The following is a 14,501-nucleotide window of genomic DNA, read 5'->3' on the forward strand; positions in this document are numbered from 1 at the left end:
GCACATGACGCAAGAATCCTCGCATGACGCTCATGCGGCGGTCCCGCGCCGGGTCGTCGTGATCGTGGACGAGAACTCCAACCCCTTCGAGCTGGGCTGCGCGACCGAGGTCTTCGGCCTGCGCAGACCCGAGCTCGGGCGCGATCTCTACGACTTCCGCCTGTGCTCCCCCGAGCCGCGCACACTGATGCGGGACGGGTTCTTCACGCTCACCGGCGTCACCGGCCTGGAGGCGGCCGAAGCGGCGGATACGTTGATCGTTCCCAACCGTCCCGACGTCGAGGTGCCCCGCCGCGCCGCCGTGCTCGATGCGATCCGGCGGGCGCACGCGCGCGGCGCCCGCCTGGTCGGCTTCTGCAGCGGCGCCTTCACCCTGGCCGAGGCCGGGATCCTCGACGGGCGCCGGGCCACCGCGCATTGGCAGTGGGCGGATTCCTTCCGGGCCCGCTTCCCTTCCGTCCGGCTCGAAACAGACGTGTTGTTCGTGGACGACGGTGACATCCTCACCTCCGCGGGGAGCGCCGCCGCGCTCGACCTGGGCCTGCACATCGTCCGCCGCGACCATGGCGCGGAGGTCGCCAACTCCGTGAGCCGGCGGCTCGTCTTCGCCGCGCACCGCGACGGCGGGCAGCGGCAGTTCGTGGAGCGGCCCGTGCCCGATGCGCCGGATGAGTCCCTGGCGCCTGTCCTCTCCTGGGCCCAGGAACGCCTGGACGCCCCGCTCACGGTGGCCGACCTCGCAGCGCGCGCCTCGGTCAGCCCGGCGACACTGCATCGCCGCTTCCGGGCGCAGCTGGGCACCACGCCGCTGGCGTGGCTCACCGTGGAACGGCTTGCCCTGGCGTGCCGGCTGATCGAGCGGGGCGAGCCGCACCTTGAGGCGGTCGCGCGGCGCAGCGGGCTGGGCACCGGCGCCAATCTGCGCGCGCTGATGCGCCGCAGGATCGGGCTCACCCCGTTGGAGTACCGGCGCCGATTCGGCCCGGGAACCGGCCAGGGACCGGCCTGACCCCTGGCAGGACCCTGACAAGCCGTGACTCGACGGCGTTGGACGAGTCGGCCCGGTGCTCCCGAAGACGCGCCCGGTTCCGATCACGCCTCGGCGATCTGGCGTTTGAGCTCGTCCACGGCCGGCAGGCCGAGGCGGTCGGCGATCTCCAGGGCGTCGCCCCAGTGCGTGAGCGCGGCCTCGCGGTGACCGCGGGACGCCGCGACCTTGCCGAGCCCGTCCAGCGCCGTGACCTGCTTGAAGCTCTGGCCTGTGCTCCCGGCGAGGGTCAGCGTCCTGGTAAGGCACTCCTCGGCCAGGTTCGGCTCGCCCATGTCGTGGTGGATCAGGCCGAGGACGAGGAGCGCGTGTCCCTCGATGTCCTGGCTGCCCATGGCGCGGGCCGCGATGAGGGCGCTCCTGGCCTGTTCCAGGGCCGGCTCGTGGCGGCCGAGCCGGCGCAGGCAGTCGGCCAGCAGGAACATGGCGCGCCCCGCGTCCTCCTTCGCGCCGACCTGGTCACTGAGCGTGAGCGCGCGCTGGAGGTAGTCCATGGCCTCCTCCAGGCGGCCCGCGCGCGTGTAGGCCCAGCCCACGTTCATCAGGCCGTTGACCTCGACGGCCTGGTTGCCCAGGGTGCTGTTCAGTTCAAGAGCCGACAGATGGCAGTCGGCAGCCTCGTCGTAGCGGCCGCGGTAGGTGTAGACGACGCCGAGGTTTCCGAGCAGCGCCGCGCGGTCGCGGGGCGTGCCGAGCCGCTCGATCGCGGGCGAGGCCCGGAGCAGGTGGGAGAGCGCGTCGGCGTACTCACCGAGCCGGATGTGCGCGATCCCCATGTTGGCCAGCATGCGGGCCGCGCCGTGGGCGTTCCCGCGCGCCTCCTCGATCGCCAGGCCCTCGCCGAAGGTACGCAGCGCGTCCCGGAACCGGCTGCGGTTGATGTAGGCGAGTCCCAGGCTGCGGCAGAGCAGCGCCTCACCCTCGAGGTGATCTGCCGCGCGGGCCGCCTCGATGCCGTGGGCATAGCAACTCAGCGCCTCGTCCGCGTATCCCTGCCCGAGCAGGAGCGGGCCGAGGACGGCCGCGAGCTGATACGCCCGTGGTCCCGCACCCGCGGTGACCGCCGCGATGGTGCGGTGCTCGGCGGCGATGACCGCTTTCACGTCCTCCGGAGTGGACAGGTCGGGCAGCGCGGAGAGGTAGGCGGCCGTGATTTCCGACGTCTGGCGGCCGGAGTCGATCAGGCGCTCGCACGCGAGGCCCAGATTGAGCAGGTGTTCGTCCAGGCGACGGCGGGCGGCCTCCCGCTCCTGCTCCGGCTCCTCCTGCTCTGCCCGCATTCTGGCGTACTGGGCGATCAGGTCGTGGAAGTGGAACCGGCCGGCGTCGTGCTGGATGAGCAGGTGCACGTCGAGAAGGCCCTCCAACGCGTCCGTGGCCTCCGCGACGGGGACGTCCATCAGCGCGGCCAGGCCGTACTCGTCGAAGTCCGGCCCCGGGTGCAGGCCCAGCAGCCGGAAGGCTTGCTGTTGGGCGGGCCCGAGATGCCGGTAGGACACGGTGAAGGCGGCCATGACGCTTCGGTCACCCGCGGACAGCTCGGCCAGTCTGCGCCGTTCGTCGCTCAGCCGCCTGACGAGGTAGGCGAGCGTCCAGGCGGGACGGTGCCGGAACCGGGAGGCCGCGATCCGGATGGCCAGCGGCAGGAACCCGCACAGCGTCACCACCCTCCCGACCTCGTCGGGAAAGTCCTCGGTGCGCTCGGGCCCGGCGATCCGCCGGAACAGCTCTCGGGCCTCCGAGTCCGTCAGCACGTCGAGGGAGAGCGACGTGGCCCCCTCCAGGGCGGCGAGCCTGCGACGGCTCGTGATCAGGACGGAGGAGCCGGCGGTTCCGGCGAGCAACGGCCGGACCTGGGCGTCGTTCTCGGCGTTGTCCAGCACCACGAGGAAGCGCTTGTGCGCGAGTTCGGAGCGCCACCTGGCCGCGCGCGACACCAGGTCGTGGGGGACGAGTTCCGGGGGGATGCGGATGGAGCGCAGCAGCAGGTCGAGAGCGGCCGCCGGGTCGAGCGGGCGCTGGCCCGGCGTGTGCCCGTGCAGGTCGACGAAGATGCGGCCGTCCGGGTAACGCTCGGTCAGCAGGTGGGCCGCCCTGACCGCGAGGGCGGTCTTCCCCACGCCCGGCATGCCGTCGATGGAGGTGATGACCACCGTCGGGGCATCCGTGCCGTCGGCGGGGTCCAGCAGACGCTCGAGTTCCTTCGCCCGCCCGATGAAGTCGGCGATCTCGTACGGCAGGGTGTCGCTGGGGGCCGGCGGTTCCGGCGGGGGAGCGGCGGCCTCCAGCTCGTTACGGAGGATCTGGGAGTGGAGCGTGCGCAGGTCTGGCCCGGGATCGACGCCGAGTTCCGTGGCGAGGAGCACCCGGGCCTCCTCGTAGGCCGCCAGGGCCTCCGATTGCCGCCCGGCTCGGTAGAGGGCGGAGATCAGCTTGTGACGGAGGCTTTCGCGTAAGGGGTTCTCCGCGACGAGGGCGGTCAGCTCGGGGATCAGGTCGGCACCCTCGCTGTCCGCGAGCCTCAGGCTGATCAGGGTCTCGCGCGCGGCGAGCCGCTGTTCGTTCAGTTTGGCGGCGGCGTTCTCGACGGCCTGCCCCGTCAGGCCGGCCAGCGCGGGCCCCCGCCACAGGTCGAGCGCGGCGGAGAGCGTGCGGATCGCCAGCGCGCGCTCACCCTGCCTGGCCTGCCTGCGGGCGTCGTCGACCCCCTGCTCGAACAGCGCCACGTCGAAGAACGCCTCGCTCGCGCGGATGCCGTACCCGTGACGCTCCGTGAACAGGAGAGAATGCGCGGAGTTCAGCCCTCTGCGCAGCAGATTGATCGCGTTGTGGAGTTGCCGGCGGGCGGTGTCCGGCGGGTTCTCCTCCCACAGGACGTCGATGAGAACGTCCATCGTGACCAGGCGATCGGGGTTGAGGAGGAGAGCGGCGAGCAGCCTCTCCTGCCGTGGTCCGCCCAGACGGTGGGATATCCCGTCGACCCGTACTTCCAGTGGACCTAGGAGCCGGAACTCCACCTCTGCTGGCATGAAGGTGATTATCCACAGTCACCCGACGAATGGACATCCCACCTGATCTATGGAGATCGGGCACCCGGTCGCCACTACCAGCACCACCCCATGCCGACGCAGCCACCGGCCAGCGACCGGGCTTCGGCGGAGGTGGAGGCGGAGGTCGTGCCGAGACCGAGGAGGAAGGCGCAGGCCAGCGCGGCGATGGCGGCGGTAGCACGAGAGATCTTCATGGGAGCTCCTCATGTGGAATTCTGCGAGACCTCGACTGTGGCGGGTGACGCTCTTCAAACGCCATCGGATTTACATCGAGCGAGATAGCGGACCATGTGCTCCAGATCGGTGACCCGCTGGCGGAGCACCTCCGTCTCGCCAGCCACGTCCCTGCCCAGGCGGCTGTCCGGCGGCGGGCAGACGGGGCCGATGAGATCGCGGACGTCGCCGATCCGCAGGATCCCATCCCCCGCCTGGACGAGCAGTCCGTCGCCGTCGGCGGCGAGGACGGTGCCGGGCGGCGCGCACGCGGAGGGCAGGTCCGTGAGGCCGGCGCTGCCCACGGTCAGGCGCATGCCGTCCACGCTGGTCCAGGCGCCGGGGGCGGGGCTGCCGAGCGCCCGGATGAGTGACGCGGTCCGGCCCGCCGGCGCCGACCAGTCGATCAGCCCGTACGGCAGGAGCGGCGGTGGCCCCTCCGGCACGTGAACCAGGGGCGCGGGCCTGCCGGCGAACCGGTCGCGGACGGTCTCGGCGAGCCTGAGCGCGGCCGTACGCAGGTCGTCCTCGCACTTCAGCGGCACGGGTGCGGGGGCCTGCCCGCCGAGGAGGACATCGATCCCGCCGTGCCCGCTCGCCAGCGCCCACGGCAGCGCGTCCAGCCGGTAGGGGAGGTGCCGCCCCCACTCCACGAACACCGGGGCCGGATCGCCGGGCCAGGTCAGGACCAGCGCGTGCCGCTCCCCGGAGGGGCCGTCCTTCGGCGCGGCGGGAGGCCAGCCCAGTTCGGCGAGCGTCTGCGCCACGGCCAGGGTCGTGTATCCGCCTGCGGACGTGATCCCCGGAAGCATGCTCACATCTCCAGCGGGTTCGGACGGCCCGCGTCCCAGTGCCACAGCCGGGCCGCAGAGAGCAGCGCGGCCACGCTCTCGCCGATGTCGCGCAGCGGCACCGACCGGAAGTCGTCCACCGACATCGGCCGGGGCCCGGTCCGGTTCAGCCACCTGGCGAGCTGGCCGGCGAGCCCGCTCATGGTCTGGTGTTCGAAGCTGTGCGTCACGGCGGCCAGGTGCCGGGCCCTCTCCAGCCGTTCCCGGCCGGCGGAGAACTCCGGATCGCCGTCGAACAGCCGCCGCATGTCCCGCAGGACGGCCGCCGAGGGCTGTGCCGTCCCCCAGCTCAGCACGGCCAGATCATGCGAGCCGCCGTGCAGGACGGCCGCCCCGGTGACCCGATGCCCGTGACGCCTCGACACCCGCTCGATCAGTCCGTCGCCGTCGAGGGCGACCTTTCCGGCCACGGCCGCCGCCACGCCCTGAGATGTGGCGGACCTGCTCACCGCCAGCGTGGCCACCCAGGTGCCGTCCAGCTCGGCTACGGCGGGGCTCGCGACCGCGCCGGGCGGGTCGTCCGCGCGCAAAGGGTCGTCCGCGCGCCAGGGGCCGTCCCACGCGGACAGGTGCGTCACGATCTCATCGGCCGGAACCGGCGAGGCCACGATCAACCGCGCGTTGCCGGGACGATAGTGCCGGTCGAGGAAGACCTTCATGTCTTCGTGGCCGATGGCGTGGACGGTGTCCGCGCTCGCCTCGCCCAGCCGGGCCAGATCCGAGCCCGGCAGCGCGGCGGCCGCCATCAGGGGCCCCAGCCGCAGGGCCGGCCTGCCACCGGTGCGCTCCATCTCGATCAGCATGGCGGAGGTCTCGGCGGCCAGCCCGGCGTTGTCCAACTGCCCCGGGTCGAACATCGCCAGCACGCGGTCCACCGCGCTTCTCCAGGTGGTCACGTCCGCCGAGCACTGGAACCGGGTCCAGCCCGACTCCGTCAGCCCGTTGACGGTCACCTCCGCGGCGGGGACCAGCCGCGCCGCATGGGCGATCCGCTCGTGCTCGCACAGATGGGCCAGACCGGCCAGCCCTCCCAGGTCGGCGCCGCATCCCGAGCCCACCTGGAGCACCGCCGCGAACGACCGCGCCCACGGGACGGTGGCCAGGCACACCTCCAGTCCCCCTACCGTGACGTGCGTCAGTTCCACCTCGCTCACCAGGCACTCTCCAGTTCATGTTCCATGCGGTCGTCCACGGCTCCGATCACGGCTCGCGCGGGCCCGCCGTCCGGACGCGGCGGCGTGGCGGCGAGCCGCTCGGCGGTGGCGACGGCCCGCGTCGACATCTCGGCGAGCGTCGGCTGGCCGGCCGACGCCCGCCTGCGCTCGGACACCGCGGCGAACGGATCCTCAAGCGCGGCCCGGGCCTTGACCTGCACCCTGCGGGCCGCCGTTCGCCACTCGACCTCTGAGATGTCGCCCACCCCCGTCGTGAGGGCGACCAGTTCCGCGGCGCACACGCCCACATGCTCGGCGAGTGTCGAAGCGGTGGCCATCAGCACCGGCCGCCCGTGCTCACGCCGGTAAATCGCTCCCCCGCTGTAGGCGATTCCCCGGCGTTCCCGCAGCCGGGCCAGTATCCGGCCCGGCGTCATCGTGCCCAGTGCCTCGCTGATGACGGCCAGCGTCACCTCATCGGCCTCGTCGGCGGAGAACGGCACCGCCACCGCCACCGTGAAACGCGTGGCCGTCGTCCTGACGAATTCGACCCCTCCTGTCCACGTGGCGCCGAACTCCTTCTCATACGCCTGACCGCCGCCGCCGACGAGGGTGTCGCCGGCGAAGCAGGAGTAGCTCAGGCCCTTCACGCATTCGGCGAGATAGTCGCGGAAGTCGGTCACGCCTATCGCGGCCAGCGTCTCGGCGTCGCCGAGGCTGTGGACGCATCCCCGGTGCCCCCATCCCGCGACGTGCAGGCCGTACAGGATGTCCTCGACGTTGGAGTATCTGCGGGCTCCCGCATGAGCGAGCTGGGCCGCCTTGAGCTCCTCCAGCAGGGCTCGCGACGGACTCGGCTCGATCCTCTCCGCCACCATGGCGATGCTCTCCGGGTCGATGCCCGGCCCCCAGAGCGAGAACTGGGAACGGTCGGGCTGCATGGCGTGCCGGTGGACCCAGCCGTTCTCCGCCGCCAGGGCGCCGATCCCCCCGGAGCGCACGTCGACGAGGTAGCGCGCGGTGAGCGCCGCCCGTCCGGCGACCTCTTCCGGGTCGTGCCCGGGGCCGAAAGGCAGGTCCCACGCCGCGGTGTCACCGCGCGAGACGGTCAGTTTCCCGGTTCTCACGCTCGTGACTCCTCGGCGGGAACGGCGAGCCGCGGTCGCATGAGCCGGACCCCGGCCGTGCCCACCGTCGCGATCACCGCCATGATCAGCAGGACCTGGCCGATGCCGAGCGCGACCCCCAGGGCCGGCAGCCCGATCGTGGACACGCCCAGGCAGGCGTTGATGAGCGCGCGGCGCATCGCGAAGATCCGGCCCGCGTTGTCCTTATCCGTCTCGGCCTGGTAGACGATCGAGGCGCCGCCGGCGACGGCCAGGTTCGCCATGCCCGCGACCATGCCGCACACGAAGCAGGTCACCGGGTTCCACCCCACCGCGACCCACTGCAGGACGGCGACGGGAACGGCGCAGAGACCGGCCACCCGCACCACCTCAGCCGCCCGCCCGCCGAAGCGCGTCAGGATGACGGTCGAGGTCAGCAGCCATCCCGCGCCCATGCCGGCGACGTACAGGCCGCTCAGCGCGTCACCGAGGCCGCTGCTCGCGAGGATCACGCACAGCGCGGTGGAGCCGCCGATGAACAGGTAGTAGACCCCCTCGGTCAGGGCCACGGGCGCGAGCCTGGCGCTGCGCATCACGTGCCCGAGCGCGCTGAGCGTCGCCGTCGCGATCCCCCGCTGCGAACGCGCGCCGGGACAGGGGGAGACGGCCGCGGTGAGCCCGGCGCTGACGAGGAACGAGGCCAGGTTCGCGTAGAGCACCCATTCGATGCCCGCCGCCGCGTACACGGCGCTTCCCAGCGCCGGGCCGGCGATGATGGCGACCGAGTTGACCAGGTCGAACCGGGCCGAGGCCCGCGGCAGGAGATCCTCGGGCACCTTCGCGCGGATCATCGCCTGGGTGGCGGGTACCGTCGCGGTGTTGAACGTCCGCACGGCGAAGGCCCCTATGTACACCCCGATCACGCTCGTGTGCTCGGTGGACAGCAGGAGCACCAGGACCGCCACCCCCGAGACGGCCTCGCAGACGATCGTGAGAATCCTGCGGTCGACACGGTCGGCGAGATAGCCGGCCACCGGCGCGAGCAGGACGGTCGGCAGCACGCTCATCGCGAACGCCGAACCCGTGGCCACCGGGGAGCCGGTGACGTCCAGGACCCACAGGGGTAAGGCGATGTACTGCATGTAGCTGCCCAGCAGGGACAGCCCGCCGCCGGTCCAGAGAATCCAGTAGTCCTTGGGCAGCCTCATCGCGTGCCGTCCCATCCCATGAGCCGGGCCGCCATCTCGGGCTTGGTCAGCTCGTGCGGAGCCCTGCCCACGGCTGCCGTGATCTTCCCGGCCAGGTCGCCGAGTTCGCGCAGCGTCCCTCTCCCCGGCTCGTTGCACTCGATCTCCAGCCAGGTCCGCTCATCGAGCGGCTTGGGGTCCGCGGGCCGGGAGATCGACGTGCGGTCCAGGCTGAGCGCGAGGGCTGTGCCGAGCCGCGCCTGCTTCCTGACCTGCACCGCCGTCGCGTACGGCGACAGCGGTAACCGCTGGTGGAAGTACCGCGCCAGGTGGCGCAGCGGCAGGAGCTCCCAGTCCTGGAGGCTCTCCTCGGCCCTGCGGGGATCCACACGTACGGCCAGCTCGGCCGCGTCGCGTCGCCCGTCGCGCCATTCGAGGGTGTGCTTGGCGACCAGCGCGCCGAACGCGCGCATCGTGCCGTGGTAGACCCGCAACGTCAGTGAGAGACCGGCCCTGGCCAGGCTCCAGCCGGGATCGTCGAAGTACACGCTGGAATGGGTCACGTCGTTCGCCGTCCGCACCGGGTAGCCGGCGCTCAGCCCCATCGACCCGAGTGCCTCGGGCACGTCGCCGGGGGTCTGGTCCAGCAGCCACTTGTACTCGTGTTCCACACCCACGGTGTAGGCCGGCAGCCGGTTGATCCCGGAAGCGACCTCATGATCGTCTGTCATGTCCGTCTCCAGTGTCAGGCAGTTCGAGGGTGAAGACATCCACGTCGCGCCGGTCGAGTTCGAGCACGGCCGAGCACACCCGGCGGATGGTGTCGCGCGTGGCGGGCGGAGGCCGGAAGTGCCCGGACTTGGTGTTGGCGACGACGGCGCACACCCTCGGCTCCCCCACGAACACGATCTCCCCGGCCGCCTGCGCCATGAGCCGTTGCGGCACCAGCAGCGGATGGGCGACCCGGACCCCCGCGGCCATCGCGGTGGCCCGCCCGAACACCAGATCGCGCAGCCGGAAGGCGCGGTTCCAGACCACCAGCGTGCCTCGATCGTCGATCACGAACATGTACGGCACCCCCGCCCGGAGCGGGCCGAGCAGAGGACCGGAGACCTCGACGAGCCGGGGGCTCACCACGGGGACGGCCGCCGCGTAACGCTCTTCGAACCGATCGCGATCGAACTCGATCACCAGCGGAGACTCGGACACCACCCTGCTGGACGGGCTGGGCAGCGCCGGGAACTCGCTCACCCGGTAAAGGTCCTGGATGGCCTCGCGCAGCCGGTCCACCCGCGCCGCGATCACCATCGCCCCCGGGTCCCCCGCCAGCACGGTACGCAGCCTGATCAGCTCTTCGGTCAGGACGAACACGAGCGCTTGCGACCTCGGGCCGTACCGCTCGGCCGTCAGCCGTGCCAGCGTGTCGTATTCGGCCGTCAACTCTCTGTGATCGTTAAAGGCAGGCGTCAGCATGTGTTTCCCGGCCCTTTGTCGTAGAGGTGGTGCGCCGGAGGCCGGCGCACCACCTCGCTCCCGTATTAGTTGGGGCTCAGACCGGCCTGCTCGGCGGCGAGAAGCTCGCGGCCGTCGGCGGTGACGTCCAGCTCCTGCAGCGAGGCCACCAGGGTGTTCACGTCCATGTCGTTACCTCCTTTCGGCGGGGATTCCAGCGGGGACCGCTGTGATGTACATGCTTGCGATCCCCGCCATCGAACATCCATCCGGACGCCACCCGGTCGCCACCGAATGCCTTTGACCTGCGTATCTGAAGCTCACCGGCTCGCGCAGGCCGAGGAGCCGGACCCGGTCGGACCTCGTGCCGGCCGGCACCACCGATCCGGCGTCGTGGCCGTGCCGGACGGCTCCCCTGGGACCCGTCCGGCGGGCGCGACGAGGATCGTCCGCGGTGCCCCGGCCTTCAGGCCGGGGGTGAGGACGGCCGCAGCGGCGTCGTCGTCAGGTGCGAGTACGCCCTGATCTCGGTCTCGGTGAACCGCTCCGTCACCCACCCGCCGCGGGAGAACAGCTCGCTCTGGTCGGTGTGGTGCGGCGAGGCCACGCCGGCCGACAGCGAGTACGTCAGCACGGCGCGGGTGCGCGGCCCGGCCGGGGTCAGTTCCACGGCCTCATGAAGCTGGAGCCGGTGTTGACGTCCGGATAGCGGCCCGCCTCGCCGAGCGGGCCGCCGGTGGCGCCCGCCACCACGAGGAGGGAGGCGGCGAGCGCCGCGGCCGGCCGCCGGACACACTTCATGATCATCAATGGTCCTATTCGAAACGGGCGCCCTCGGGCGCGGTCACGCGCCTGAGCAGCGGCAGGCCGGCGAGGACCACCAGCAGGGCGACCAGCAGCCCACCGCCGACGGTCAGGAAGTAGGCGGGGCCGGGCAGCACCGCCGGCGCACTCTTGATCGCCAGCTGGTCGATCAGCGGTTCGGCCACGCCGAAGCCCGCGCCCGCCGCCACCAGGGCGGCCAGTACCACGGGAGCGGCCGTCTCCAGCAGCACCACCTTCGACAGGGTCCGGGTCGGCGTGCCGCACAGCCGCAGCAGCGTGAACGGCTGCCTGCGCTCCACCACGCCTCCGGCAACCGCCACCAGCAGGCCGCAGCCCGCCACCAGCAGGGTCAGCGCGACGATGGCCAGCGCCACGCGTTCCACCTGGTCCAGCAGCACCGCGCGGGCCTGGGCGACCTCGGCGAACGTCAGCGGCGTCTCGGCGCTGCCGGAGCGGGCGACGTACGGGGTGAGCAGTGTGCGGATCCGCTCGCGGACGGCCGGGTCGTCCGCGCGGACCAGCACCGCCGCCAGGGACAGACGGGCCGGGGCGGCTTGGCCGGCGGCCGGGCCGGCGCCTTGGTCGGCGGCCGGGCTGGAGGCGTCCACGATCGGCAGGTTGCGGTCGACGGAGAGCATGTTGTCGCTGGTCAGTAGCCGGTTGAAGTCGGCCGTCACCGCGCGGGCGCCCGGGGCGCAGCGGCCGAGGGCCGGGAAGGCGGTCAGGGCGTCGCACGCGACCACGTGCCCGAGCATGAAGTCGGGCCGGCAGCCGGGGCCCGGGTCGCACGGCGGGGGCCCGTCGGGCGGGGCCGGTTGCCCGATCCTGCGGTGGATCGGCAGCACGGTGACGCCGGGGCGGGAACGGAGCTCGGCGAGCAGTTCGTCGGCCGTGCCGGGCGGCAGCGGCAGGCCCGGGGCGGCGTCGGCGTATCCGAACGACGTCCGCAGGACCTCGCCCAGCGTGCCGCCGCCCGCCGCCGCCTGGCCCGAGACGACGGCGGGGACGATGCCGGCGACGGCCGTGCCGATGAAGACCGCCAGCACGATCCCGCTCACCGACCGGAAGGCCCCCTTCGGGTCGGCCGCCAGCCGCTGCGCGGCCAGCAGCGTCGCCGCGCCGCGGGTGAGGCGGGCGGCCAGCCGCGCGACCAGCATCGTCAGCCACGGCCCGGCCACCATGAGACCGACCATGATCAGCGCCAGGCCGACATCGAGAAGCAGCGCGTCCGGCTCCCTGCCGCCGCTCGCGAACACCGGGCCGGCGAACAGCCCCAGCCCCGCCAGCAGCGGCAGCACCCGCCACCATCCCGGGGCGGAGGCCCGCACCTTGCGCGCGGCGCCGAGCGGTGTGATCCGTACCCGGCGCAGCGACCACAGGGCGGCGCCCGCCGCGGCGAGCGGCACGCCCGCGACCACGGCGGCGTACTGCAGCGGGGTGGGCGCGACCACGTCGGGGAAGAAACGCGAGCCGGTGACGGCGACGCCGGCCAGCGCGGGCCGCACCGCCTGGAAGACCGCGATGCCGGCGAGCGCGCCCAGCAGCGCGCCGAGCGCCGCGTCCACCGAGGCGATCGCGTTGATCTGCCGCGCGGTGGCGCCGGCCAGCCGGATCGCGGCGAAGCGCGCCTCTCGGCGGGCGGCGGCCAGGCGCGTGGCGGTGCCGATGAGGACGATCAGCGGGACGATCAGGCCGATGGCGGCGATGCCGAAGCCGTGCTCGTACAGGGCCGTGGTGTCGTCCGCGGCCGGGGCGGTGGCGACGGCGTCCACGGCCACCGTGCCCGCCATGCCGGCCAGCGCGTCGGGACTCTGGCCGACGACGACGACCAGGTCGTCGGGACCGGACAGCGCCGCCCGTCCGATGAGGCCGGCGCGGGCGCCGGGGAAGCGGTCGGCGAGCTGCTCACGCGGCACGGCGTCCATCAGTTCGGCGAGCGCCGGCGAGACGTAGTGGCGCCCCGCCCCGGGCAGCGCGGAAAGACCGGGAACACCCGGGGCCGGCGTCCGCCCGTCGAGGACGGCGACGTCGAGCCGCTTGATGGGGCGGCCGGCGTAGGAGTCGAGACGGTGGTTCCACAGCACCGCGCCGGGGGTGGCGCCCAGCGCCCAGCCCGCCGGCGCGGAGCCGGTCGTGCACTCCCAGCACGGCCGGTCCGCGGTGGTCCGGAAGGCGTTGAACAGCGCCACCGTGGACAGCAGCACCGTCACCCCCGTCGCCACGGCGGCGGTGACGAGCACCAGCCGGACGATCGCCTCCCGACCGCCGCGCAGCGACAGCCGCAGGCCCAGCCACAGCGTCATCGGACGACCTCGCCGGCGTAGGGGTCGGTGACCCTGCCGTCGCGCACCATGACCTCCCGGTCGGCGCAGGCGGCGACGCGGGCGTCATGGGTCACCACGATCACCGTCGTGCCCTCCTGACGGGCCAGGCCGACGAGCAGCTCCATGACCTTCTCCCCGGTGAGCGAGTCGAGCGCGCCGGTGGGCTCGTCCGCGAAGATCACCTTGGGCCGCGTCACCAGCGCCCTGGCGACGGCCACCCGCTGCGCCTGCCCGCCGGACAGCTCGCCGGTACGCCGCCCGGCCAGGTCCTCCAGCTCCAGCCGCCGCAGCCAGTCGCGCGCCCGCTGGTAGGCCTGCCTGCGCCCGGTCCTGCCGAGCAGCAGCGGCAGGGCGACGTTGTCGGCCGCCGTGAGCTCCGGCACCAGCTGGCCGAACTGGAAGACGAAGCCGAACGCGGTACGGCGCAGCTCCGACCGCCGGGCGTCGCCCAGAGTGTCCAGCCGCCGCCCGTCGAACCAGACCTCGCCCGAGTCGGGGGTGAAGATGCCGGCCAGGCAGTGCAGCAGCGTGGACTTGCCGGAGCCGCTCGGGCCCATGATCGCCAGGACCTCTCCCGCCGTCACCGACAGGCTCGCCTCGCGCAGCGCCGGCGTCCGGCCGTAGGAGCGCCCGACGGAACGGGCCTCCAGCAGCGGGCCGGCCATGGGAAGCGCGTCGATGGTCATGCGCGGCGCACCGTCTCCGCCAGCGCGCCCAGCCGGGCCGTGGTCACGTCGATCCAGCGCAGGTCGGCCTCCAGGTGGAACAGGGCGTGGTCGGCCAGCAGGGCGTCCACGAGGGCGCCGTCGCGTTTGATCTCCGACAGCTCGCGCATGCGCCGCATGTGCGTGGCGCGCTGGACGTCGAGGAAGCGCTGCGCGTCGTGGCCCAGCATCAGCGCCAGCACGACCTTCGTGAACAGCACCGTCTGCAGGAACGGCTCCGCCGCCGCCGGCTCGGCCAGCCACGCCTCCACCTCCTGCCTGCCCAGCGGGGTGATGGCGTAGCGCTTGCGGTCGGGCCCGTCGCCGGGCTCGCTCGGACCGGCCGCGACCTTGCCGTCCCTGGCCAGGCGGCCGAGCGTCGAATAGACCTGCCCGAAGGGAAGCGGCTTGCCCTTGCCGAAGTAGGTGTCGTAGTCGCGCTTCAGGTCGTATCCGTAGCTGGGCTCACGGTCCAGGAGGCCCAGCAGGGTCAAGGGGACTGTCATGACGATCAATATATACCGGGGGTATATACGCGGCGCATACCGCGGCGCGCGACCCCCACCGGCGGCCAGGGGCCGCCGCGG

General features: G+C 72.8%; 14 protein-coding genes. 1 reads left to right on the forward strand and 13 read right to left on the reverse strand.

The features are described from left to right. Nucleotides 1–4: 4 nt before the first annotated feature. Nucleotides 5–1,009, forward strand: coding sequence for a GlxA family transcriptional regulator (locus tag ACQP10_RS22115; RefSeq protein WP_433539629.1), 1,005 nt, complete (start codon nt 5–7; stop codon nt 1,007–1,009). Between the two features lie 83 nt (nt 1,010–1,092). Here ACQP10_RS22115 and ACQP10_RS22120 read toward each other — a convergent pair whose 3' ends face one another. The 13 genes from ACQP10_RS22120 to ACQP10_RS22180 form a co-directional block, all read right to left on the reverse strand. After that, the gene (locus tag ACQP10_RS22120) at nt 1,093–4,077 is read right to left on the reverse strand and encodes a BTAD domain-containing putative transcriptional regulator (RefSeq protein WP_433539630.1); all 2,985 of its coding nucleotides are present in this window, start codon (nt 4,075–4,077) and stop codon (nt 1,093–1,095) included. Between the two features lie 74 nt (nt 4,078–4,151). Next, nucleotides 4,152–4,292, reverse strand: a complete 141-nt coding sequence (locus ACQP10_RS22125) for a hypothetical protein (protein ID WP_433539631.1) — start codon at nt 4,290–4,292, stop codon at nt 4,152–4,154. Nucleotides 4,293–4,346: 54 nt separating this feature from the next. Then, nucleotides 4,347–5,123, reverse strand: coding sequence for a hypothetical protein (locus ACQP10_RS22130; protein WP_346022272.1), 777 nt, complete (start codon nt 5,121–5,123; stop codon nt 4,347–4,349). 2 nt (nt 5,124–5,125) lie between these two features. Beyond that, the gene (locus ACQP10_RS22135; RefSeq protein ID WP_433539632.1) at nt 5,126–6,316 is read right to left on the reverse strand and encodes a hypothetical protein; all 1,191 of its coding nucleotides are present in this window, start codon (nt 6,314–6,316) and stop codon (nt 5,126–5,128) included. Further along, entirely contained in the window at nt 6,313–7,443 is a 1,131-nt protein-coding gene (locus ACQP10_RS22140; protein ID WP_433539633.1) for a hypothetical protein, read from the reverse strand. The genes ACQP10_RS22135 and ACQP10_RS22140 overlap by 4 nt, the downstream gene beginning before the upstream one ends. After that, complete coding sequence (locus tag ACQP10_RS22145) at nt 7,440–8,630, reverse strand: MFS transporter (RefSeq protein ID WP_346022275.1); 1,191 nt, start codon at nt 8,628–8,630, stop codon at nt 7,440–7,442. The genes ACQP10_RS22140 and ACQP10_RS22145 overlap by 4 nt, the downstream gene beginning before the upstream one ends. Then, complete coding sequence (locus ACQP10_RS22150) at nt 8,627–9,340, reverse strand: hypothetical protein (protein WP_346022276.1); 714 nt, start codon at nt 9,338–9,340, stop codon at nt 8,627–8,629. The genes ACQP10_RS22145 and ACQP10_RS22150 overlap by 4 nt, the downstream gene beginning before the upstream one ends. Next, nucleotides 9,324–10,049: a hypothetical protein gene (locus ACQP10_RS22155; protein WP_433539634.1), complete on the reverse strand. Its 726-nt coding sequence runs from the start codon at nt 10,047–10,049 to the stop codon at nt 9,324–9,326. Before ACQP10_RS22155 ends, ACQP10_RS22150 begins: the two co-directional genes overlap by 17 nt. 478 nt (nt 10,050–10,527) lie before the next feature. Then, the gene (locus ACQP10_RS22160) at nt 10,528–10,731 is read right to left on the reverse strand and encodes a penicillin acylase family protein (RefSeq protein ID WP_346022278.1); all 204 of its coding nucleotides are present in this window, start codon (nt 10,729–10,731) and stop codon (nt 10,528–10,530) included. Beyond that, a complete protein-coding gene (locus tag ACQP10_RS22165; protein WP_433539635.1) occupies nt 10,722–10,862 on the reverse strand; it encodes a hypothetical protein in 141 nt (46 codons plus the stop codon). Before ACQP10_RS22165 ends, ACQP10_RS22160 begins: the two co-directional genes overlap by 10 nt. A gap of 14 nt (nt 10,863–10,876) precedes the next feature. Next, a complete protein-coding gene (locus ACQP10_RS22170) occupies nt 10,877–13,189 on the reverse strand; it encodes an FtsX-like permease family protein (RefSeq protein WP_433539636.1) in 2,313 nt (770 codons plus the stop codon). Continuing rightward, the gene (locus ACQP10_RS22175) at nt 13,186–13,896 is read right to left on the reverse strand and encodes an ABC transporter ATP-binding protein (protein ID WP_346022281.1); all 711 of its coding nucleotides are present in this window, start codon (nt 13,894–13,896) and stop codon (nt 13,186–13,188) included. Before ACQP10_RS22175 ends, ACQP10_RS22170 begins: the two co-directional genes overlap by 4 nt. Next, a complete protein-coding gene (locus ACQP10_RS22180) occupies nt 13,893–14,420 on the reverse strand; it encodes a PadR family transcriptional regulator (protein ID WP_179828522.1) in 528 nt (175 codons plus the stop codon). The genes ACQP10_RS22175 and ACQP10_RS22180 overlap by 4 nt, the downstream gene beginning before the upstream one ends. Between the last annotated feature and the right edge of the window lie 81 nt (nt 14,421–14,501).

Origin of the sequence: Streptosporangium sandarakinum (assembly GCF_050942225.1) — a bacterium.
In the GTDB taxonomy this organism is placed as follows: Bacteria; Actinomycetota; Actinomycetes; order Streptosporangiales; family Streptosporangiaceae; genus Streptosporangium; species Streptosporangium nondiastaticum.

Bases quoted from the DNA above. Each gene is read 5' to 3' on its own strand.
- ACQP10_RS22115 (WP_433539629.1), top strand. From the start codon at position 5: ATGACGCAAGAATCCTCGCATGACGCTCATGCGGCGGTCCCGCGCCGG.
- ACQP10_RS22120 (WP_433539630.1), bottom strand. From the start codon at position 4,077: ATGCCAGCAGAGGTGGAGTTCCGGCTCCTAGGTCCACTGGAAGTACGG.
- ACQP10_RS22125 (WP_433539631.1), bottom strand. From the start codon at position 4,292: ATGAAGATCTCTCGTGCTACCGCCGCCATCGCCGCGCTGGCCTGCGCC.
- ACQP10_RS22130 (WP_346022272.1), bottom strand. From the start codon at position 5,123: ATGCTTCCGGGGATCACGTCCGCAGGCGGATACACGACCCTGGCCGTG.
- ACQP10_RS22145 (WP_346022275.1), bottom strand. From the start codon at position 8,630: ATGAGGCTGCCCAAGGACTACTGGATTCTCTGGACCGGCGGCGGGCTG.
- ACQP10_RS22150 (WP_346022276.1), bottom strand. From the start codon at position 9,340: ATGACAGACGATCATGAGGTCGCTTCCGGGATCAACCGGCTGCCGGCC.
- ACQP10_RS22165 (WP_433539635.1), bottom strand. From the start codon at position 10,862: ATGAAGTGTGTCCGGCGGCCGGCCGCGGCGCTCGCCGCCTCCCTCCTC.
- ACQP10_RS22170 (WP_433539636.1), bottom strand. From the start codon at position 13,189: ATGACGCTGTGGCTGGGCCTGCGGCTGTCGCTGCGCGGCGGTCGGGAG.
- ACQP10_RS22175 (WP_346022281.1), bottom strand. From the start codon at position 13,896: ATGACCATCGACGCGCTTCCCATGGCCGGCCCGCTGCTGGAGGCCCGT.
- ACQP10_RS22180 (WP_179828522.1), bottom strand. From the start codon at position 14,420: ATGACAGTCCCCTTGACCCTGCTGGGCCTCCTGGACCGTGAGCCCAGC.